Here is a 22,483-nt window from a genome sequence, read left to right as displayed (position 1 = left end):
CCTGCTTCCGGACGCCAGCCGGGCACCTTCTTCTCATGATGCCAGGGGCACGGGTAGTCCCGCGCCGCCCCTCAGTGCCGTGACGGAGGAAGCGGCTCGTGGGGCTCCTCGGAGACCTGCTGCTCCACCTGCTTCCTCACCAGCCGCTTCGTCGCGGTCTCCTCTTCTTCCGTCCGCTGCCGCCGCCGCACCAGCCCCTGGCTCTCATCCACGAACCAGAAGATGACCCGGAAGAATGCGGCGATGACGGTGATGAGCAGCGAGGACAGCAACCAGCTCAACGCCCACCCAGGCCAGCCGCCCACCACCACGTCGATGGCGTACGTCCCCGTGAGCGGCACCAGCACGAAGGCCACGTAGTGCGACAGGCAGTAGGGACACGACACCAGATATCCCCACCACGTGTCCTTGCCACCCAGCCGCTCGCGCAGCGGCGCGAAGATGCGCTCGCGGGCGATGGTCTGCGACACCCCCATCACCACCGCGGACACCGCGAAGAGCTGGAACAGGTTCTCCATCCCCCCAAGGTGGCGATGACGAAGCGAGACAGGGACGCGCCTCGCACAACCGCCACCTCGCTCGCCTGGATGCCGCCACGTGCCCCACCCGCTCCCACTGTCGGCCGGAAGACAGTCGGAAGAGACTTCGAAATACCCCCCTGTAAAAACGAAAGGGTGCCGCCCTTAAGCACCCTCCCCCCTTGATGCAAACCCGCGCATTCACTTGGGAACGCTTGGGAAGAGCCGTGGCACATGCATTGCGAAGGACCCGTCCCGTGCCGCCGACGCGCGGCTCCCACCGGCCCCCTTCCCCGAGAGACGCCATGCAGGAAACCTCCCACTTCTCCTCCCCGGATTCCCTCTCCACGTACCTCTCGGAGATCAACCAGTACCCGCTGCTGACGCAGCCGAAGGAGCAGGAGCTGTCGCGCCGCTTTCGCGGGGGAGACCTGATGGCGGGCCACCAGCTCGTCACGGCCAACCTGCGCTTCGTGGTGAAGGTGGCCTACGAGTACCGCTCCTACGGCCTGAAGATGTCGGACCTCATCCAGGAGGCGAACATCGGCCTGATGAAGGCCGTGCAGAAGTTCGACCCGGACAAGGGCATCCGCCTCATCTCCTACGCGGTGTGGTGGATTCGCGCGTACATCCAGAACTGCATCCTGCGCAACTGGAGCCTGGTGAAGCTGGGCACGACGCAGGCGCAGCGCCGGCTGTTCTTCAGCCTGGCGCGCACCCGCCGCGAGCTGGAGCGCATGGGCGCCGGCGACGCGAGCGTCGTCAACGCGGAGGAGATTGCCCGCCGGCTGAACGTGAAGGCCTCCGAGGTGCGCGAGATGGAGCAGCGCATGGGCGGCCGGGACTTGTCGCTCGACGCGCCCGTGGGCGAGGACGGCGACGCCACCCACCTGGACTTCGTCGAGTCCTCCGCCGCGTCCCACGAGGACGAGGTGGCCGACCGCCAGCAGGCGGGCCTCACCCGTGACCTCGTGCAGCGCGCGCTGCGCCGCCTGGACCCGCGCGAGCGCTTCATCATCGAGAACCGGGTGATGGGTGACGCGGAGATGACGCTCAGCGAGCTGGGCGAGCACTTCGGCTTCTCCCGCGAGCGCGCCCGGCAGCTCGAGATTCGCGCCAAGGACAAGCTCAAGGCGGAGCTGGCCCTCCTGATGGCCGACGCGGGCCTGGACGCCGCCGCCCTCGCCTGACCCGCACCGACGCCCTCACGGGGTCGCTGACTCACATCGAGTCCGCCTTTCGAAAGAAGGGCGGACTCATTCGTTTCCAGGCCCTACGTCCCTGGCCTGCTCGCCGGGGGTCCACCCGACCTCCTCCTCCGGAAATGCGCGCGAGGCCGAAAATCCGGCCCGCGCGGCGCCGGGGGCCCTTTCCCGTCGACGCGCGGCCTCCCCACCCGAGGCCCGCTGTCCGGGACGGCCCCTCCCGCGAACCCTCCAGGTCAGTCCCCTGATTCCACGTCCACGCCCCACGCGCCCCGGGGGCAGGACGTCCTACGTGCGCTGACGCCCGCGAAGCGCACCGCCGGAATCCGCCCCTTCGCGTGACCTCAAATACAGACGCACGGGGTTTCAACAGACATCCTCCTCGTCAAGTCAGACAAACCCACCCCCATTGACACACTGACTTTCCCTGTTACTGTTTGACCATCTCGCGAATCAATCTTCGCGTGAACCATTCAGCGGCTGTGGCGAACGGTCGGCGGTTGGATCTTCGCTCGCGAAAACCCCGGCGGCCCTCCGGGTCTCACCACCCTCATTAATCACAGACACGCCCGGCGCGCGTGCTGGAGGAGTCTCGTCTTGGGCAAGCTGGGAGGAACCTTGGAGCTGGTCCGCAGGCGTCTGGATGAGTTCATCCGGAACGCGGAGGCGGCGCCCCGGCAGGAGCCGTGGGTCGTCCTCTCCAACCTGACGGACAGCGAAGGGCGTCCCGCGGCGCCCGCGCGAGACGCGGTGGTGATGTTCCTGGCGAACATCCGGCACGAGACCATCGTCAGCACCTACAACCGCAACGTGCCCGTGTCGCCGGACACGTACGGCCTCATCGCGCCGCCGCTCTTCATCGACCTCTTCGTCCTGCTGTACGCCAACTTCGAGGACCAGGCGTACCCGGTGGGGCTGGAGGCCATCTCCCACGTCATCAGCTTCTTCCAGCAGACCCCCTGGTTCACCCAGCAGAGCCTGCCGGGGCTGGACCCGGACATCGACAAGCTCACGTTCGAGTTCGTCGACCTGGACCTCCTGGGCCTCAACCACCTGATGGGGCTCGCGGGTGTGAAGTACCTCCCCTCCGTCTTCTACAAGGTCCGGATGATTCCCTACCGGGGCGAGGCCATGCAGGGCCAGGTGTCCGCGGCCAAGGGTGTCGAAGCGCCCGGCCGGCCCCAGGGAATGCAGCCATGAGGCGCTTCCGACGCGCCAACGAGCGCTCCCTGGATGGCCCCCTGCGGCTGCGGCAGGGCGACCTGCCCCGCCTCGCCAGGGCCCTGGCCACGAACGAGTCGCTCGACGACTACGACGTGCCGCCGCGCCGCTACACCTTCGAGCGACTGCTGTCGGTGGACCTGCGGCACACCTACTTCAACCGCTCCGAGGGGCGCTGTCCGGCCCTGGTCTGCCGGCCCACGGCGGCGACGGCGGCGACGCTCAGGGACCTGGGCCTGCTCTTCCGCGACGAGGGCACCGCCTTCTCCGTCCTCTACGACTTCAACCGCCGCGCGCAGCTGCTCAAGGCGATGGAGCGACGCGAGAAGGCGGGCCAGTGGACGTGGCTGTCCTTCGTGCTGATTCCCGACACGCCCTTCTTCGTCAACTTCACCGACCTGCCCAGCGACTTCCAGCCCACCTCGGACAACCTCTACTTCAGCAACCGCCAGGCCCACTTCGCCGGACAGCCGCCGGAGCCCACGGACCAGGACCTCCACTGCACGGCCACCAGGACCTTGCCCATCCTGCTCAACCCGGGCGAGCAGGTCACCGCCGCCAGCCGACAGCGCGTGGCCCAGGTGCAGATGCAGGTGCCGCTGCTCCCGGAGACCGCCGAAATAGTCCTGCTCGACATCTCGGGGGAGGAGGTCCTCTGCAAGCCGTGCAGCATCCCGGTCACGCTGCTCCTGGGGAAGCAGGCGCCCTCCGCCATCTCCTGTCAGCAGGTGCGCGTGGCGCGCGGGCCCGGCATTCCCGAGCAGCGCGTGGGCGACTTCGCCTACCTGGACCTCGCGGCCCTGCCCGAGGGCCTCTACACCGTCCGCCAGCTCGACCTCGACGGCGGGATACTCATCGAGAGCAAGGTCCTCTACACCCAGGCGTACCCGACGCCGCTGGCCTTCCTCGACCTGGTGCTGGCCAAGCCGAACCCCGAAGACACGGGCCTGTATCCCCTGTGTGATTTGCACCTGGGCGCGGAGCAGACCCGCGTCGTCCCGCTGCGCGCCGAGCTGCGCTTCGAGCGGCGGAAGACCCGCTGGTGCTACTTCGTCGTGCCGCCCCAGGGCGTCCGCTACGACGCGCTGCGACTGCTCGACGTGGGCTCGCCCCAGCCCGTCACCTTCTCCGGCCCGGTGCCCGTCCAGGTCCCCGGCGCGGGAGTGACCTACCGTTTCATCGCGGACCAGGACCTGCCGCTGCAGGAGGTCCCCGACTACGTCTTCGAGCTCCAGGGGACGCGCGAACAGAGCCTCTTCGAGAACACGCTGATGTCCAACGTGCCCGTGGCCTCGCCCGCGCTGGTGCTGCCCCGGGTGGGCCCGCTCCCCGGTGTCCCGCGCGGCACCAGACCTTCCGGCATGCCCCAGGGGCCACGGCCCTCCCCCCTCGATCGGCGGGATTACTCGGACATCTACCTGAACCTCTGAACCCCGAAGCCCCACCCACGAAGCGAAGAGAGGACCCGATGCCCATCAGGACAGCCCGTAAAACCCCCGGCGTCTATGTCACCGAGTTGGACGCCTTCCCGCCTTCCGTCGTCGGCATCCAGACGGCGGTGCCCGCGTTCATCGGCTACACCAAGACGGCGACGCTCAGCGGCAAGCCCATTCCCAACAAGCCCGTCCTCATCAACTCGCTGGCGGACTACGAGCAGATTTTCGGCGGGGCGCCGGACCCGACGTTCGACCTCACCGAGGTCACCGACACCACCAAGCAGAAGTCGGGCGACTACGACTTCAAGGTGTATGACAGCGCCGGCGCCACGCCCGGCTGGAAGTACTACGACCTGGTCCCCAAGGCGGGCACCAAGTACGTCCTCTTCAACAGCCTGCGTCTGTTCTACGCCAACGGCGGCGGCACCGCGTACATCGTCTCCGTCGGCGACTACACGAGCACGCTGGAGGCGGCCACGCTCGTCGGAGGCCTGGACATCATCGCCGAGCAGGTGGGCCCCACCATGCTCGTGGTGCCGGACGCGGTGAACCTGACGGCGCTGGCGGACTACGGGACGGTGGCCACCGCCATGCTCGCCCAGTGCGGCGCGCTGCAGGACCGCGTGGCCGTGCTGGACGTGTATGGCTCCGCCAGCGTCACGCAGACGACCCTGCCCACCGTCATCTCCGACTACCGGGGCGTGCTGGGCAGCAAGTTCCTCAACTACGGGATGACGTACTTCCCCTTCCTGCACACCACGGTGCAGGAGCTGAGCGACTTCGACTACACCAACATCCAGACGGACGCGACGCTCAAGACCATCCTGCTGGCGGAGAGCGCCAACCTCTACACCAACGCGCCCTCGCGCAAGACGGCGGTGGACGCGGACATCGCCAAGATTGGCACGGTGACGGCGCCCGAGGACATCCAGGTCCTGAACCAGAACCTCACCGCCGCGCTGCCGCTCCTGACGGACATGCTGCGCATCATCTCCCGCAAGGACGACGTGCTGCCGTCCAGCGGCGCCATGGCGGGCATCTACACCTGGAACGACACCAACCGGGGCGTGTGGAACGCGCCGGCCAACGTCAGCCTCACCGGTGTCACCAGCACCACGTTCAAGCTCAACAACGAGCAGCAGGCGGACCTCAACGTCCCGGTGGATGGCAAGGCCGTCAACGCCGTGCGCGAGTTCGTGGGCCGGGGCTCCGTCGTCTGGGGCGCGCGCACGCTCGACGGCAACAGCAATGACTGGCGCTACATCCAGGTGCGCCGCACCCTCACGTACGCCGAGCAGTCCATCAAGGCCGCGTTGGACCGCTTCGTCTTCGCCGCCAACGACGGCAACACCTGGGCCTCCGTCACGTCCATGGTGTCCAGCTTCCTCCAGGGGCTGTGGTCCCAGGGAGGCCTGTTGGGCGCCACCGCATCGGATGCGTTCAGCGTGGAGTGCGGCCTCGGCAGCACCATGACGGCCCAGGACGTGCTGGAGGGCTACATGGTCGTCCAGGTCACCCTGCAGATGATCCGCCCCGCGGAGTTCATCGAGCTGACCTTCAAGCAGAAGATGGAAGGCGCCAGCGCGTAGCGCCCGCCGGACTTCGACGACTGATTCCACCCTTCACGAATTCACCGAGGAGCCGCCATGGCAGGAGAAGTCCAAAACGATATCTGGCCGTTGCCGAAATTCTATTTCTCCGTCCAGTTGGGGGACGACACGTCCGTCAGCTTCCAGGAAGTGGATGGCCTGGAGACGGAGACGCAGGTCATCGAGTACCGGCACGGCAACAACCCCAGCTTCTTTCCCATCAAGATGCCGGGACTGGGCAAGGTCGGCAACGTGAAGATGCGCAAGGGCATCTTCATCAACGATGCCCGCTTCTGGGATTGGTACAACGAAATCAAGATGAACACGATTGCCCGGCGGACGGTCATCATCAGTCTGCTGGATGAGCAGGGCGCACCGAAGATGACGTGGACCCTGAACAACGCGTGGCCCACGAAGCTCTCCGGCACGGACCTCAAGTCGGAAGGCAACGAGGTCGCCGTGGAGTCGCTCGAGGTCGCCTTCGAAACGCTCGTCGTCGCCGCGCCGTAATCACAGCCATCGCCATGTCCGAACCCTACTATCCGCCAGGCGCGTTCTACTTCAGCGTCTCCGTCCTCGGCTCCGCGACCCTGCTCGCGGCGGCGAGCGATTTGGACGCCTCCTTCCAGGAGATTTCCGGCATCGAGGCCCGCTGGGACACGGAGGACGTCACCGAGGGGGGCGAGAATCGCTTCACGCACAAGCTGCCCAAGGCCGCCAGGTACTCCAACCTGGTGCTCAAGCGGGGCGTGGTGACGCGGGACTCGTTCCTGGCGGAGTGGTTCGGACAGAGCGTGGGCTCGGGGCTGTCATTGCCGCTCCTGCCGCAGAACATCCTCGTGTTGCTGCTCAACGAGGATGGCCTGCCACTGGTGGCATGGGGCTTCATCAACGCCTGGCCGCTGCGCTGGGAGGTGTCCCCGATGAGTTCCCAGGAGAACCGCATCCTCACGGAGTCGCTGGAGCTGTCCTACAACTACTTCGAGCGCGTGAATCTGGGGAGCCCGGCCTCTGTCGCCATCAAGCTGGCCCAGCTCACGTCCCGGCTGATGTGAGGCGCGCGCCATGGCCCTGGAAGTCAACGAGGTCGGCATCCAGATGAGCGTGCGGGGCGGCTCCGGCGAGGCGATTCCGGAGACGCCCAGCACGCCCGTGGGCGACTGCGGCTGCGACGACGAGAAGCAGGCGCACCAGAAGCTGGTGGAGGATTGCGTGCGCCGCGTCCTCCAGGTCTTGAAGGCGCGACAGGAGCGGTAGCGATGGGGTTCTCCGGCAGCCTCGAGAAGATGAACGTCATCGCCTACCAGAAGTCCGACTTCACGTCGGAGGTCGGCAGCTACACCGTGTACATCAACCCGGCGTCGTACTCGCAGACCTACTGCGTCAAGTACAACGACAACCAGACCCAGGGCAGCCCCGGTGGCTCGCCGGACTTCAACCGGATTCCCGCGGACACGGTGGAACTGGAGCTGGTGTTCGACGGCACCGGAGTCGTGCCCAGTCCGCTGCCAGGACTGATGCCCTTCACCGACGACGGCATCGCCGAGCAGGTGTCCAAGTTCAAGAACCTGGTCTTCACCTACAACGGGAACATCCACAGCCCCAACTACCTGAAGCTGTCGTGGGGCACGTTCCTGTTCAAGTGCCGGCTGTCCAAGCTGAGCATGACGTACACGCTGTTCAAGCCGGACGGCACGCCGCTGCGCGCGCGGGCCAAGGGGACCTTCCTTGGCTACAACGACGAGGTGGAGCTGGCGCTCAAGGCGCGGATGAACTCGCCGGACCTGACGCACGTGCGCACGGTGCAGGCGGGAGACACGCTGCCGTTGATGTGCTTCCGCATCTACGGCTCCAGCACGCTGTATCTGGAGGTGGCGAAGGTCAACGGGCTGTCGGACTTCCGGCGGCTCACCGTGGGCTCGCAGCTGATGTTCCCGCCGCTGCAGGGGAGCCAGACATGACCACGCCCTATCCGGAGAAGAACGAGGGGGCGCTGGCGACGTTCACCATCGAGTCGAACGGTGAGGTCATCCCCAAGACGTACCAGGTCCTCAGCGTGGACACGTGGCTGGGCGTCAACAAGCTGCCGCGCGCGAAGCTGGTGCTGTTCGACGGCAGCGCGTCCACGGGCCTGTTCCCCATCAGCAGCCAGGACATCTTCATTCCCGGGGCCAAGGTGGTCATCTCCGCCGGCTACGACGGCGTGAACACGCGCATCTTCAAGGGCATCGTGTCCAGCCAGGGCCTGGAGATCGACCAGTCCTCCGGCTCCAAGCTCGTGGTGGAGCTGACCGACGAGGCGATGAAGATGACGCTGGAGCGCAAGAGCGGCTTCTTCGAGAAGGTGAAGGACAGCGCGCTCATCCAGACGCTGCTGTCGCGCAACGGGCTGGCCAGCGACGTGACGGCCACGACAGGGGTGCACGAGGAAATCGTCCAGTACTACGCCACCGACTGGGATTTGATGGTGACACGGGCGCAGCTCAACGGCCTGGTCGTCATTGCGGACGGCGGCGAGGTGACGGTGGCCCCGCCCAACACCTCCCAGGCGCCCGTGCTGAACCTCACCTATGGCCGCTCCATCCTGGACCTCCAGGTGGAGATGGACGCCACCACCCAGCTCGACGCGTCCTCCATCAAGGGCTACACCTGGGACGCGGGCGCACAGAAGCTCATCGAGTCTGGACCGCGCAATGTCTCCGTGAAGGAGCAGGGCAACGTCACCTCCGCGGACCTGGCGAAGGTGTTCGGCGCGAAGAAGTTCGCGCTCCAGACGGGCGCGCAGCTGCAGTCCGCGGACCTCCAGGACTGGGCCTCCGCGGAGCTGCTCCTGTCGAAGCTGGCGAAGATTCGCGGCTCGGTGCGCTTCCACGGCAGCGCGCTGGCGCAGGTGGGCAAGATGCTGGAGCTGGGGGGCGTGGGGCCACGCTTCAACGGCGTCGCCTTCATCAGCGCCGTGCACCACCACATCGAGGACGGGCGCTGGATGACGGCGGCGGACTTCGGCCTGTCGCCGCGCTGGTTCACCGTGGAGAACCCCGACATCGCGGCGCCGGACGCGGCCGGACAGCTCCCGCCGATAAAAGGGCTGCAGACGGGCGTGGTGCAGCAGGTGGCCAAGGACCCCGGCGGCGAGCTGCGCGTGCAGGTGGGCCTGCCGCTGCTCCAGGAGCCGAGCAAGGGCGTGTGGGCGCGGCTGGCGACATTCTATGCGTCCAGCGGCGTGGGGGCGCTGTTCTACCCGGAGGTCGGCGACGAGGTGGTGGTGGGCTTCATGAACGAGGACCCGCGCCACGCCGTCATCCTCGGCTCCGTGTACAGCAAGCAGCACGCGCCGGCGTCCGCGCCCGACGAGAAGAACACGCGCAAGGCGGTCGTCACGCGCTCCAAGCTGGAGCTGTCGTTCGATGACGAGAAGAAGGTCATCGTCATCAAGACGCCCGGCAATCACATCGTGAAGCTGGACGACTCGTCCGGTGCCATCTCCATTCAAGACAGCAACGGCAACACCGTGTCCCTGTCCAAGGGCGGCATCGCCTTGGACAGCGGCAAGGACGTGAAAATCACCGCGAAGGGAAACGTCGCGGTGAAGGCGGGCGCCAACCTGACGCTGGAAGCCACGGGCAACGTCTCCGTGAGCGGCAAGCAGGTGGCGAACAAGGCGTCCGTGAGCTTCTCCGCCAGCGGCAATACCCAGACCGAGGTGAAGTCCGGTGGAATCCTCACCGTCCGCGGCTCGCTGGTGAAAATCAACTGAGCGCTGTCCCCGAAAGGTGCGCCCCATGCCTCCCGCCGCCCGCGTCACGGACTTCCATCAGTGCCCGATGACTACCCCCGTGGGCCCCGTGCAGGTGCCTCACGTCGGAGGCCCCATCGCCGGCCCCGGCGCGCCCACGGTGCTGATTGGCGGGCTGCCCGCCGCGAAGGTCGGCGACATCGCCATCTGCGTGGGGCCGCCGGACGCCGTCATGAAGGGTTCCACGACGGTGAAGGTGATGGGCCTGCCCGCCGCGCGGCTCGGGGACAAGACGGCCCACGGCGGCACCATCCTCGTGGGGTTTCCCACGGTGATGATTGGAGGCTGAGGCGCCATGGAGACCAAGGCCCCCTCGTTCCTCGGTACCGGGTGGAGCTTCCCGCCCACCTTCTCCCGGCGCTCCGGCGGCGTGCTCATGGTCAGCGATGACCAGGACATCCGCGAGAGCCTCTGGGTGCTCCTGTCCACCTCGCTGGGGGAGCGCGTCATGCTCCCGAACTACGGCTGCGAGCTGCGGCAGATGGTCTTCCGCAGCATCAACACCACGCTGACGCGGCAGATTCAAGACTACGTCCAGCAGGCCATCCTCTACTGGGAGTCGCGCATCGCCGTGGACGCGGTGACGGTGCAGCGGGATGCGACGGCGGATGGACTGTTGACCATCACCGTCTCGTACATCGTCACGCAGACGAACACGCGCAGCAACCTCGTCTACCCCTTCTATCTCCAGGAGGGCAGCATCCCGGTGCAGGGGCCCTAGCCCATGGCCCCGCCCGACACGAAGGTCGCCATCAACGATGCGCCCAGCCAGATGGGCCGCTGGCTGCGGGCCCTGGAAGCGGGGTATGCGCCGGTGGACGGGCGCACGCGCTCGGAGCTGCTCGACTTCGCGCCCCGCTTCGGCGCGCTCATCTATTTCTATGACCTGAAGAACACGCGCGACGGAGACTGGTCGGAGTTCTTCCTCGCGGACCCGGTGATGGTGCTCGCCTCCATCGACGCGCTGGATGCGAGCGCGGTGGAGGACCGCTTCCTCATCACCGCGCGGGAGGTGGACTCGGCGCGCAGCTTCGAGCGGGCCTTCACCACGCTGTCGGACGCCTTCCAGCTCATCCTCGGACTGGCCCGGCGCTTCGACCTCTGGTTGCGAGGCACGGGCCTGGGCGCGCAGGGCGAGCTGTCCCGGCTGCTCGGACAGGGCCTGGTCAGCGCCGTGGAGGGCCCGCTGTCCGCGGCGCTGCGCGCGCTGGTGAGCGCGGCGAAGGGCGCGGGGCTGCCCCAGGCGCTCGGGCGGCAGGTGCGGCTGGACACGGCCGGCATGCTGCCCATCTGGGGGCTGGAGGAGCTCGCCTCGGACGGCGCCAGCTACAAGGGCGCCACGAAGGAAGCGCGCGCTCGCGCGGCGGCGGCGAAGCTGGAGCCGTTGCTCGACCCGTTCCTCGATGCGCTGTCCCGACTCCAGGGCCTCACGGCCACCCTGCTGCCCGCGGCGCTCGCGACGGGAAATCATCCGCCGCACCTGGCGCTCTATCTGTCCTTCGTGCAGCTCTTCCGCACCGCGCAGGACACCGTCAACACGGTGTCGGGCCGGTACGCCGGCTTCTATCACCGCGACGTCCTGCGCCTGAGCCACCGCGCCGCGCTCCCCGACAGCGCGTACCTCACCTTCACCCTGGCCGAGGACGAGGAGGTGCGCGAAGCGCTCGTCCCTCGGGGCACCCTCTTTCCCGCGGGCAAGCGTCCGGATGGGCAGGACATCCTCTTCGCCTCGGACACCTCGGTGGGCGTCACGCCCGCCACCATCGCCCAGCGACTGGCGCTGCGCGTGCTGCGTGGGCCCCTGCTGCCAACGTCGCCACTCGCCAGCGAGGAGGACGCGCTCACCGTCGTCCAGCAGGTGCTCACGTCGAGGATGCCGCTGGAGCCGGAGCAGACCGACGCGGAGTCGACCTCCGACGAGCGGCTCCCTGGCTGGGCCACCTTCGGCGCGGTGAGCACGGGCGTGACGTCCACCACCGTCACCGTGCCCGCGACGCTCGGCTTCGCGCTCGCCTCTCGCTACCTGTTGCTGACGGGCGGCAGTCGCGTGGTGACGCTGGAGGTCCCCCTCGGTCCGGCCTCCGCGAAGCGACTGAGCACGCTGCTGACGGCGCTCGCGTCGGTGACGGGCCTGGACGCGCAGAGCGTGCTCCTCCAGGTGCTGCGCGAGTCCTTCACGCTCCAGGTCTCCACCGCCGAGGGCTGGCTGACGGTGGAGCGCTACGAGGCCATCCTCCCGCCACCTCACCCGGTGGACGGGACGCAGCCGTTGGTGCGCGGCTTTGGCCTCTGGTTCGAGCTGACGCCCTCCGCGCCCGCCGTGGTGCCCAATGGCGCCGCCCCCGCCGCGGACCTGCCCATGCTCCGGGCTCTGCTGAAGTCCGAGCCCGTCACGTTGAGGTCCGGCGTCGAAGTGCACCCCGTGTCGCTGCTGGACGCGGTGGACTTCTCCACGCTGGAGCTGCACGTCCGGGTCTCCGACTTGTCGGGCGTGAGCGTGGAGAACACGCAGGGGGAAGTGGACCCGAGCACGCCCTGGCCGCTGTTCGGCGCGTCACCCGTCGTCGGGTCCTACGTGCGAATCCGGCACACCGAACTCTTCGTCAAGCGGCCCGACACCCTGCGCCTCTCCCTGGACTGGTTCAACCTGCCCTCCAACTCGGATGGGTTTCACGGCTACTACCGTGACTATGTGGTGGGACCGGACGGCAAGACCTCGACCGACCTCTTCGACAACCAGAGCTTCCTCGCCGACCTGCGCGTGCTCCAGCCGGGCTCCTGGACGCTGCAACCGCTCGCATCGCCGCTCTCGCCCGTGTCCCCACAGGGAGGCGTGGAGCCGTGGGACGCGGTGCGCGGCTACCTCTTCCGGACGAAGGAGGACTGCGCCAATCCCACGCCCGCCGCGCTGGGCGAGCTGTGCCAGGACACGCAACTGGAGCAGTTCGACATCAGCCCCAGCGCGCCGCCCGACTACTACGACCCCGCCACCAGCGCGCTGGAGCTGCGGCTGGCCGCGCCGTCCTATGCCTTCGGTGATTCGCTCTACACCGTCAACGTGCTCAGCGCGGTGCTGGGCGAGATTCCGGACCCGCTCGGCTGCCGCGCGAAGTGCCGGGGGAAGTGCGCGGGCAAGACGGGCAAGGAGTATCTGGAGTGCATCGAGAAGTGCCTCACCGAATGCATGCAGCCTCCGAAGGACCTGAAGTATCCCAATCCTCCCTGGCAGCCCCAGCTCCAGAAGCTGAGCGTCCACTACTCGGCCCGCTGCACGTTGGACGACGCGCGCTTCTTCCACCTGCTGCCATTCGAGGGATTCCAGCAGGTGTCCTCCGACACGCGGCGTCCCATGTCGCTGCTGCCGCGTTTCAAGGCGCCCGCCAACCTGTACCTGGGCTTCACGGGGCTGGACACGGCGCAGACGCTCACGCTGCTATTCCAGTTGAGCGGCACCTTCACCGGCACAGGTGAGCCGCCCGTCGTGCGGTGGGACTTGCTCACGGCGGGGGGCTGGAAGGCGCTCGCGCCGTCACAGGTCCTCTTCGATTCGACCGGAGGATTCCAGGGCACGGGCATCCTCGCGCTGAGCCTTCCGGCCTTCAGCTCGCAGGGCAGCCACCTGATGCCGGCGGGTGAGGAGGCGGCGATTCAGTGGATGCGGGCCTCCGTGGCGGACGACGCGGAGTTGTTTCCTCGCACGCTCGACATCACGCCGCACGCCCTGCTGTCCACGCGGCAGGAGCCCGGCGTGGACGTGGACACGCCCGTGCCGGCCGGGAGCATCACCCTCTCCGTGCAGGAGCTGCCTGACATCGGGAGCATCTCCCAGCCGATGCCGTCCTTCGGCGGCCGTCCGCCCGAGACGCCTCGCACCTTCGAGGCCCGCGCCTCCGAGCGGCTGCGCCACAAGGAGCGCGCCGTGCTCGCGTGGGATTACGAGCGCCTGGTGCTGGAGCGATTCCCGTCCATCTGGAAGGTGAAGGCCCTGCCCGCCCATACGCCGCGCCAGTCCGGTGTGCCCGGCGCGGTGCTCGTCGTCGTGGTGCCCGGACGCGATGGGACGACGTCGGCGGACCCCACCGTGCCCCAGGTCACCTCGGACATGCTGGAGCGCATCGAGGGCTATCTCCAGGAGCGCACAAGCCCCTTCGCCCAGGTTCGCGTCGTCAACCCCCTCTACGTACACGTCACCGTGAAGGCCCTGTTGGACTTCCGCGTGGGTGAGGACGTCGGTGCGAGCATCGACCGGTTGGACCGCGAGCTCGTGGAGTATCTGTCGCCGTGGTTCTACGACGCGTCCCGCGCCACGCGGCAGGGACGGTACGGCTCCGAGGCGGACATCTCGGAGTTCATCCAGACGCGGCCCTATGTCGCGGCGCTGCTGTCGCTGGAGCTCGGGCACACGCCTCCGCCCGAGACGCTGGAGTCCGACTGGTACTTCCTCACCTCCGCCACGCGGCACGAGCTGCAAGCCGCCGGTGCGCCCACCGCCGAGCCGTTGGCCGAGGGCTACTGAGCCTCCTGGAGTCCTTCATGACAGAGCCCGTCACCGTCAGCGCCGAGCCGCCCGCGAACGTGGGCATGAACTACGTGGCCCTCAAGGAAGAAGGCACCACGCTCGTCCAGGAGCTCTCCGGGAAAATCTGGACGGACTACAACGAGCACGACCCGGGCGTCACCACGCTGGAGCAGCTCTGCTACGCGCTCACGGAGCTGTCCTATCGGGCTTCGTTCCCCCTCGCGGACATGCTGCTGGACCCGGTGACGGGCCTCATCGAGCCGGAGCGACAGGGGCTCTTCCCCGCGCTCGACATCCTTCCGTGCAACCCGCTGACGGAGCGCGACTATCGCAAGCTCCTCATCGACCGGGTGCCCGCCGTTGGCAACGTCTGGCTCACGCCCGCCACGTCCGACGCGGTGCAGGGCCTCTATGACGTCGCCATCTACGCGCCGGGCCGGGACGACTGCGCCACCGATGAGAGCTCACCCGATTCCATCATCAGCGCCGTTCGTCGCGTCTACAACCGACACCGGGGACTGTGCGAGGACCTCCGGACAGTCACCCTGCTGGAGCACGTGGAGGCCACCGTCTCCGCCGACGCGAGCATCGACGAGAGCCGCACACCCGAGGTCATCCTCGCCGGTCTGTTCTTCCGCATCGGGAACTTCCTCGCGCCGGAGCCTCTTCGCGAATCGCTGAAGACCCTGCTCGACGCGGGCCACACGCCTGACGAAATCTTCGAGGGGCCGCTGCTTCGCGACGGCTTCATCGCCGACACGGAGCTCCAGCCCCAGGCGACGTCCATCGCCATCCAGGACCTGACCCGGGCGATGGTCCAGACGCCAGGCGTCACCAGCGTCCGCAACGTGAGCCTGCGCGCGGACGAGAAGGTGACGGTGGGCCCGGACGGCTCGCTTCCCGTGGCACCGAACCAGGTGCTCATCGTGGACGCGGGTGTGGACGCGAAGCGGGGCGGCTTCTCCATCCGCCTGTTCCGCAACGGCGTCGAGGTGAAGCCCCAACCCGCGCGCGTGCGCCGCGAGCTGGACCGCCTGTGGGCCGAGCAGCGCCGAACCTACCCCCTGGCGCCCCAGTACGAGGAGTACCTCGCCATGCCGAAAGGTCAGCGCCAGGACTTCCGCGGCTACACCTCCATCCAGACGCAGTACCCGATGGTCTACGGCATCGGCTCGGCGGGACTCTCCGAGGGCGCTCCCCTGGCGCGACAGGGGCAGGCGCGGCAGTTCAAGGGCTACCTGCTCGTCTTCGAGCAGCTCCTCACTGACTTCTTCGCGCAGCTCGCTCACGTCCGCGACTTGTTCTCGAGCGACACGGAGCTGAGACAGACGTACTTCTCCCAGTCACTCGCGGACTCGGTTCCCGATGTGGAGCCGCTGCTCAAGCGGGAGGTCCCTGGCGCAGGCACGCCGGGCTATGCGCTTGGCCTCGAGGAGCTGGTCGCCAGCCAGGACCCCGTCACCGAGCGACGCAATCGGTTCCTCGACGTGCTGCTCGCGCTCTGTGGGGAGGAGCTCGACGACGACTCGGTGGCGAACGTGGCCTGGGAAGGACGCCCGGCGGCGGTGCAGGCCGAGCGTTTGATGGAAGCGAAGCTCGCGCTGCTTCAGCGCCTGGTCCAGAGCACGCATGGACGCGGACGCGGCATCGACTATCTGGAGCGGCCGGGCCCCGGGAATGTCGCGGGCATGGCCATCAAGAGCCGCATCCAGCTTGGAATGAATGAGGCGGATGCACGGCCGCTCATCGACACGCTGGACGAGCACGGACTCGACCTCTCCGATTCGGGAGGGCCCGCGCCCGAGGGTCGCGCGCTCGCGCGGTATGCGGACACCATCGAGGAGCGCTTCGCTCCCGTCCTGTCCCTGCCCGCTCCCGAGAGCCCGGTGGCATCGCCGCTGCGTGCCCAGGCGGTGAGCGGCGCGTTCCTGGGCGCGGCGAGCTCGCTGGAGAACTTCCGCGTGGGGTCGTTGCCTGGGGAGTCCTCCGTGGCGCTGGTCTGCAAGGCGTCCTTCGAGGCCGGGTGGCACCTGGCGGGGAAGTTCCCGGACACCGGGAGCGCGGTGGCCCGTGCCCATGCGCTGGCCGAACAGGTGGGCTCGCTCAATCGCCAACGCTCGCAGCTCTACATCGTGGAGCATGTGCTGCTGCGGTCCGCTCGCCGTGACGGGGAGGACGCGTTCGCCTACAGCTTCACGGTGACGGCCGTCGTCTCCACTGCGACCCAACAGTGGCGCAACCCGGAGTTCCAGTCCTTCGCACGCGAGGTCATCCGGAGCAACGCGCCCGCGTTGGTGGTGGCGGACTGTCTGTTCCTCGGCCCGGCGCGCATGGCCGGCTTCGAGCGGCTCTATTGGGCATGGAGGAACGCGCTCCGCCAGGAGGACTCGGCGGGGCTGGCCACGGCGTCGGCGCGGCTGAGGGACTTCCTGGAAGCGGCGACCCGTGAGTCCGAGGCGGCTCCCGCATGACGGGCTCGCGGCACCACATCCGGAAGCAGACGTTGCGCGTGGAGCTGGAGTCGGAGGCCCAGGCGCTCGTGCTTCAGCCTCGGCTGAGCGACTTCAATCGCAAGCGCCTGCTGGCCATCATCGAGCAGGTTTTCGACTCGGTGGATGTCCCGGGCCTGCACCTGCGCATCGACCGGTTGGATGTGGACCTGGGGACGGTGCCGCTCGACAACTTCGAGCAGGTGGTGGAGGAGCGGCTCACCGCGCGACTTCGCGAGGTCGTGGAGCAGGCCGTGCACGCTCGGCGCGTGGCTCCGGCCGAAGGAGAGCAGCCTCGGACCGAGGCGGAGGTGCGGCTGGAGCTGCTGGAGCATTACCTGGTGCACGGCACGCTGCCGTACTGGGCTCCCCGGGGCGCGGGGTTCTCGTTCGGAGCGCTCTTCGCGGAGGTGGCGCGGAGCGACCCCGAGGCCCTGGTGGTCCTGGTGGGCAGGCACGCCTCGATGGGGCGGGTGATTGACAGGCTGGTGCTCCAGTTGGACCAGCGCTCCCTGGAGCGACTCATCACGCTCCTGGAGCCGAAGCACGCGGCGCTCCTCATCGACTACATCATCAGCCTCCAGGCGCTCCATCGTGTCGAGCCCGTGTTGCCCTTGAGTGAGCGTGGCTTGTCGCGGCTGCTGTGGTCGCTGACGCTGACGTATCTGGTGAAGGAAGCGGGGTCGCAGTTCAACCGCAAGAGCGCGCTGAAGCAGCTCCTGGAGGGTGTCGCCGAGAGCCAGGGTCTGGAGTATCCGGAGCTGCTCACCACGCTGGGCATCGGACTGGACCAGGTGCGCAAGCGGCACCCGGTGCTGGCCTCGCTGTCCTTCGTCATCGGGGAGCTGGTGCGCGAGCTGCCTCCGCCCGTGAAGGACGTCGTGGAGGTGGCGGAGCACGACGCGGTGGAGGAGCTGACGGTGCCGGAGACGGCGTCTGCTCGCTATGAGCTGACCGAGGCGCTTCGTTACTACCTTCAGCATGGGGTGTTGCCGTGGGGAACGCTCGTGCGCATGCCGGAGCTGACCGCGGAGCGTGTCGTGGCGACGCTTCCGGAGCTGCCTCGCTCGCTTCAGCGACGGGCGCTTGCGTGGGAACAGCCGGGAGGTTCTCTGACGCGGCTGGTGCGCGCGGTGCGGAGGATTCCGGAGGAGATACTGGCGAAGCTGCTCGTGCGGCTGATGCCGCGCTCGGGGGATGAAGGGAGTCCCCTGCGTTCGGCGTTGCCGGTGTTCGTGGCTCGGGCAGAGGACAAGCCGCTGTTCTTCGCGCGGTTGATATCGGCGCTCCTCGATGGGAGGCCGGTGGACCTGGAGGAGCTTGCGGCGCCTCGTGCGGGGGCGTTCGCGGAGACACGGAACACCCCTGAGTCGGACCTCTCTCGCTGGGAGGCACATGCGCTCAAGTCGGCGCTGGTGAGTCGACTCCGCTTCGGGACTCGGACGGGACCGACGGTGGCGGAGTTGCTGGCAGCGCTCCTGGCGTCGTTTCCGGAGGACACTCGACACTTCCTGCTCGCGTTGCGCGATGTGGAGGCGCTGCGGACGGAGCTGGTCGAGCAGAGTGAGCCAGAGCTGCTCGAACGGGCGATGGACCTATTGCGGCCCCGCGAGTCGGGAGCGATGAGTGCGCTCCTGCACGCGCTGAATGCGTTGCCGGAGAGAGTCCTTCCACGCGGCAGGGAGGGGGCACGACAGGAGGTGTTTCACGAGCTGTTGCTGCTGGGTGAGACCGCTCCGCTGTCACAGGGGTCATTCAGCCGGTTGCTGACGAGGCTGTTCGGTTCGGTGCTGCCTGACGAGGTTCATGGCTTCCTGCTCCGGACCGCTGTTGCCTGGGAGGCAGCGGGGCAACTTCCCGCGAAACAGGTTCAGGCGTTTCGCGGGGCGCTTGAAGAACTCGGTCCACGAACGCCGGGTGCTGTGAAGGCGTCGCAACCCGATGACGTGGACGCGGCTCGTGCCGGAGACGTGCGTCGAGTGGTTGAACGCACTGCATCCGTGTCACGTGAGCGTGTTTCCACCGAGGCGTTGTCCGAGACCGCCAGGGATGAGCAGCGGCCAGACACGGGCGTGGTTCGCGCTCACCAGGAGACGACGGGTGATGACTCGGCCGATGAGGTGACTTCGCCCGAGGTCCAACGGAGTTCACGAGGACCGGGAAGAGAGACTGACTCCACGCGGTCGATGACCGTGGGCAGCGAGGGTCGCTCAGCGCCGCGCCCCACGTTCGACGAGGATGAGCCGCTGGCGTTCTCCGCTGGAGGCGTCCGGCATGCGCGAACGACTGACGTCGATGAGCCACTTCTGCCGATTGAGGAGGGGAACGTCGCTCAAGCAGAGAGGTCTCTAGAGGACACTCTTCGTGGGCTCACTTCTGGGTTGGCAGCGTCAGCCCCCGAGACAGGGGGAATCGACAGGTCATCGCCGGGCAGGCTCATCTCCGAGACAGGAGATGAGGTCCAAGCTGATTCATCGCCCGCGAGCCTGGGAACTGCCCAACGCGTCGAAGAGAGAGGTGAGTCCGCGCCTCCAGTGAGGGCGGGTAGAAACCCGGCTCCGTTTTCAACCGCGAGCCTTGGGTCTCCACGGCATGTGGACGCGGTGGCTGCGCCGTCGACCGTGGACCTCAAGCCGCCGTCCACGCATGAAGCGGAGGCGGAGCACATTGCTCCACGGCACACGTATGAGGTGGCTGAGCCACCGACCAAGGGCCTCAAGCCTCCGCGCGCACATGAGGCAACTACGGCTTCGCCGACGACTTCCGCTGTACTTGTCGAGTCGGAACCTGCGAGTCGAGAGCCTCCACCAACGAACGAATCAACAGCAACGGTCACTCCACCGGAGCAGGCGAAGGCGGCTCCTGTCGATCCGTTGCTCGCGCACCTCGGGCATCCGCGAGTGCTCGCAGCAGATTCGGTGCTCGTTCCTCTGTCGGAGGGTGCAACCCGAACCGAGTTCCCACCTACGAGACTCGAGGGTTCACCAGCGCCCGAGGCAACCTCCACGCTCCTGTCCCCAATAGCGGGCGCATTTCCTTACGAGCTACCCGCCACGACCCCCGGGCACCCACGCACAACCGAGGCCGACTCAGTCGCCCCGCTCCCGACGGAGTCAGCCGCAGGCACTGCCCAGCCACCATCCGCGAGTCTCGGACGTCCACGTGACTCTGAGGTCGCTTCAGCGTCCACCACTCCGAAGGCAGTCGACACAGGCATGGCCCAGCCGCCACCTGCGAGTCTCCATCCATCGCGCGAAGCTGTCCCGAGCCGCACGAGCACACAGCCGGAGACTGGCACCGATGGCTTCATCCTGGCCCCGTCCCAGGGCGCCGAGCACCGTCACTCCGTTGAGGATGCGCGCAGTCAGCGACCGGCGACACCAGATGCAGCCAACGACAGAACACTGCGTGAAGGATCCAGCCGCATACCGGACTCGACCCACGCCAGCGCACCGCATGAAGGCTCCAGCCCTATATCCGATGCACCCATCCCGAGCTCGCTGACCCCCATTGCCTCACCCGAAGCCGGTGCATCTCAACGTTCCGCCCCGCCCTCCAGCCGCATAGCGGACGCGACGAACGCCAGCGCACCGCGTGACGACTCCGGCCTCATACCGAATGAGACCAGCGCACCACGAGACGACTCCGGCCTCATACCGAATGAGACCAGCGCACCGCGTGACGGCTACAGCCTCAGACTGGACGCGGCCAACGCCAGCGCACCGCGTGACGATTCCAGCCGCAGACTGGACGCGACCAACACCAGCGCACCGCGTGACGACTCCAGCGGCAGACTGGACGCGACCAACACCAGCGCACCGCGTGACGACTCCAGCGGCAGACTGGACGCGACCAACACCAGCTCACCGCGTGACGACGCCAGCCGCAGACTGGGCGCGACCAACACCAACTCACCGCGCGAAACCTCCAGCCTCATACCGGATGCGACCAACACCAGCGCACCGCGTGAAGACTCCAGCCTCATACCGGATGCGACCAACACCAGTGCACCGCGTGACAGCTCCAGCCGCAGACTGGACGCGGCCGGCACCAGCGCACTGCGTGAACGTTCTGGGCTCATATCGGACGCGACCACCGCCAGCGCTCCGCGCGAAGCCTCCAGCCTCATACCCGATGCGACCACCGCCAGCGCTCCGCGCGAAAGCTCCAGCCGCAGACTGGATGCGACCGGCGCCAGCGCACCGCGTGACGACTCCGGCCCCACATCAGACGCCCCCCTCCCGATATCGCGGTCCTCCGCTGCGTCACACGAAGCTGGCGCACCTCAACGTTCTCCTTCGCCGATTACGCGTGAGCCACCATCGAAGTCCTCCTCCGCGCCGGGCCGCGAATCCCTCGCCACCCCGCGCGACACATCGCGCACACAGGACAGCAACTCAGCGCCCGAACCACTTGACCGCCGCGACAGCTCGAGCCCCGACGAGGTGGCACCGCTCGACGCCAAAGCACATCCTCGTCCCTCGCGGCCCACCAACCTCCAGGGTCACGACGCACGCGAGGCCCTCTTCTCGTTCCTGCTCGCGGAGAGCGCGGACCGTTACGCGGGGCTCTCGGACGATGCCCTGCTGCGCCTGCTCCAGTCCCTCCTCGATGAATCGCCGGAAGTGCTTCACGGCTTCGTCCGACGACACGCCCACCGAAAGCGGCTTCAGGAACACTGGGCCCGCAACCTGCCGGACTCCGTCCTCTCACGCTTCAGCGCCGTGCTCGCTCCGCACGTCCACGCGGCGCTCCTCTCCGCCACCGAGGTACTCGTCGCCGCATGGCAGGAAGTCGCCCCACCCGGCACGCCCGCGCTGACGGAGCGGTCCGCCTTCTGGCGCTTCGTCCTGGAGCTGCTCGGCGAACGACCCGGAGGAAGCCTCACCCTGGAACAACTCGTCTCCGCCTTCTTCGAGCACTTCTCCGCGCGCCTCCACACCGCCCAGCCCGGCCATCGCGACCCACGCAACACCGCCGAGCGACTGCTGGAGCGCGCCATCGAGCTGGCTCAAAACGAAGCCGTCCCGCGCCTCGCCGCCTTGCTCCGTCAGCGACGAGACGCCCTCGTCACCACGTGGACCACCACCACCCGCCCCGACTCGCGTCGCTCCAACACCTCTCGCTCGCGGCCCGCGAATCCCTCGAAGGACTCTCGTCGGACAGCCTTCCGACTCAGCGAGGAGAAACACGGCGGCACACCCATCTACATCGACAACGCCGGACTCGTCCTCGTCAGCCCCTTCATCCCTCACCTCTTCCGGGAGCTGGGCCTGTCACGCGTCGACGACGCGGGGAAGACCCACCTGGACCCGGAGCCCGCCACGCGCGCGGTACACCTGCTCCAGTACCTCGTCGACGGCCGCACCTCCGCGCCCGAGCCGCTCCTCGTCCTCAACAAGATTTTCTGCGGCCTCTCCGTCCCCACCCCCGTCCCCAGCGGAATCGACCTGACCGAGCGCGAGCAGTCTCTCTGTGACCGACTCCTCAAGGCACTCATCGCCAACTGGACCACCATCGCCAACACCTCCGTCGCCGGCCTGCGAGAGACCTTCCTCCAACGCGAGGGACGACTGGAGCAGCTCGACGACCGCTGGAAGCTCCAGGTGCAACGCAAGACGCTCGACGTGCTCGTCGACCAGGTCCCCTGGAGCATCTCCATCCTCACCCATCCGTGGATGCCTCAGCCCCTCTATGTCTCCTGGTAGCG

At 67.7% G+C, this 22,483-nt stretch carries 15 protein-coding genes; 14 read left to right on the top strand and 1 reads right to left on the bottom strand.

The features are described from left to right. Window positions 1-71: 71 nt before the first annotated feature. Window positions 72-518 carry a hypothetical protein gene (locus HUA75_RS43540; RefSeq protein WP_141644335.1) on the bottom strand — a complete coding sequence of 149 codons (447 nt, stop codon included), beginning with the start codon at window positions 516-518 and terminating at the stop codon, window positions 72-74. Window positions 519-823: 305 nt separating this feature from the next. Between HUA75_RS43540 and HUA75_RS43535 the strand changes: the two genes are divergently transcribed. The 14 genes from HUA75_RS43535 to HUA75_RS43470 all read left to right on the top strand — a co-directional run bounded on the left by HUA75_RS43535 (window position 824) and on the right by HUA75_RS43470 (window position 22,481). After that, the gene (locus HUA75_RS43535; RefSeq protein WP_141644334.1) at window positions 824-1,708 is read left to right on the top strand and encodes an RNA polymerase factor sigma-32; all 885 of its coding nucleotides are present in this window, start codon (window positions 824-826) and stop codon (window positions 1,706-1,708) included. Window positions 1,709-2,320: 612 nt separating this feature from the next. After that, complete coding sequence (locus HUA75_RS43530; RefSeq protein ID WP_174489797.1) at window positions 2,321-2,923, top strand: DUF4255 domain-containing protein; 603 nt, start codon at window positions 2,321-2,323, stop codon at window positions 2,921-2,923. Further along, a complete protein-coding gene (locus tag HUA75_RS43525) occupies window positions 2,920-4,374 on the top strand; it encodes a hypothetical protein (protein ID WP_174489796.1) in 1,455 nt (484 codons plus the stop codon). The genes HUA75_RS43530 and HUA75_RS43525 overlap by 4 nt, the downstream gene beginning before the upstream one ends. A 38-nt stretch (window positions 4,375-4,412) precedes the next feature. Next, window positions 4,413-5,969, top strand: a complete 1,557-nt coding sequence (locus HUA75_RS43520; RefSeq protein WP_141644331.1) for a phage tail sheath C-terminal domain-containing protein — start codon at window positions 4,413-4,415, stop codon at window positions 5,967-5,969. A 57-nt stretch (window positions 5,970-6,026) separates the two neighbouring features. Next, window positions 6,027-6,479 (top strand): phage tail protein, encoded by a 453-nt coding sequence (locus HUA75_RS43515; protein ID WP_141644330.1) that lies wholly within the window; start codon window positions 6,027-6,029, stop codon window positions 6,477-6,479. A 14-nt stretch (window positions 6,480-6,493) separates the two neighbouring features. Further along, on the top strand, window positions 6,494-7,024 hold the full coding sequence (locus tag HUA75_RS43510) for a phage tail protein (RefSeq protein WP_141644329.1): 531 nt from the start codon (window positions 6,494-6,496) through the stop codon (window positions 7,022-7,024). A gap of 10 nt (window positions 7,025-7,034) precedes the next feature. Beyond that, the gene (locus tag HUA75_RS43505; RefSeq protein ID WP_141644328.1) at window positions 7,035-7,226 is read left to right on the top strand and encodes a DUF5908 family protein; all 192 of its coding nucleotides are present in this window, start codon (window positions 7,035-7,037) and stop codon (window positions 7,224-7,226) included. A 2-nt stretch (window positions 7,227-7,228) separates the two neighbouring features. After that, entirely contained in the window at window positions 7,229-7,930 is a 702-nt protein-coding gene (locus HUA75_RS43500; RefSeq protein ID WP_141644327.1) for a LysM peptidoglycan-binding domain-containing protein, read from the top strand. Beyond that, entirely contained in the window at window positions 7,927-9,726 is a 1,800-nt protein-coding gene (gene vgrG, locus HUA75_RS43495; RefSeq protein ID WP_174489795.1) for a type VI secretion system tip protein VgrG, read from the top strand. Before HUA75_RS43500 ends, vgrG begins: the two co-directional genes overlap by 4 nt. Window positions 9,727-9,751: 25 nt before the next feature. Further along, complete coding sequence (locus HUA75_RS43490) at window positions 9,752-10,054, top strand: PAAR domain-containing protein (protein ID WP_141644325.1); 303 nt, start codon at window positions 9,752-9,754, stop codon at window positions 10,052-10,054. Between the two features lie 6 nt (window positions 10,055-10,060). Then, window positions 10,061-10,486 (top strand): GPW/gp25 family protein, encoded by a 426-nt coding sequence (locus HUA75_RS43485; protein ID WP_174463998.1) that lies wholly within the window; start codon window positions 10,061-10,063, stop codon window positions 10,484-10,486. A 3-nt stretch (window positions 10,487-10,489) separates the two neighbouring features. Then, complete coding sequence (locus tag HUA75_RS43480; RefSeq protein ID WP_174489794.1) at window positions 10,490-14,281, top strand: hypothetical protein; 3,792 nt, start codon at window positions 10,490-10,492, stop codon at window positions 14,279-14,281. A gap of 17 nt (window positions 14,282-14,298) precedes the next feature. Further along, window positions 14,299-16,755, top strand: a complete 2,457-nt coding sequence (locus tag HUA75_RS43475) for a hypothetical protein (protein ID WP_174489793.1) — start codon at window positions 14,299-14,301, stop codon at window positions 16,753-16,755. Next, window positions 16,752-22,481, top strand: a complete 5,730-nt coding sequence (locus HUA75_RS43470) for a contractile injection system tape measure protein (RefSeq protein WP_174489792.1) — start codon at window positions 16,752-16,754, stop codon at window positions 22,479-22,481. The genes HUA75_RS43475 and HUA75_RS43470 overlap by 4 nt, the downstream gene beginning before the upstream one ends. Window positions 22,482-22,483: the final 2 nt, after the last annotated feature.

The organism is Myxococcus sp. CA040A, assembly GCF_013336725.1.
Lineage (GTDB): Bacteria > Myxococcota > Myxococcia > Myxococcales > Myxococcaceae > Myxococcus > Myxococcus llanfairpwllgwyngyllgogerychwyrndrobwllllantysiliogogogochensis.
The sequence above is the reverse complement of the archived record's forward strand: the minus strand, read 5'-3'. Positions and strand labels throughout refer to the sequence as shown.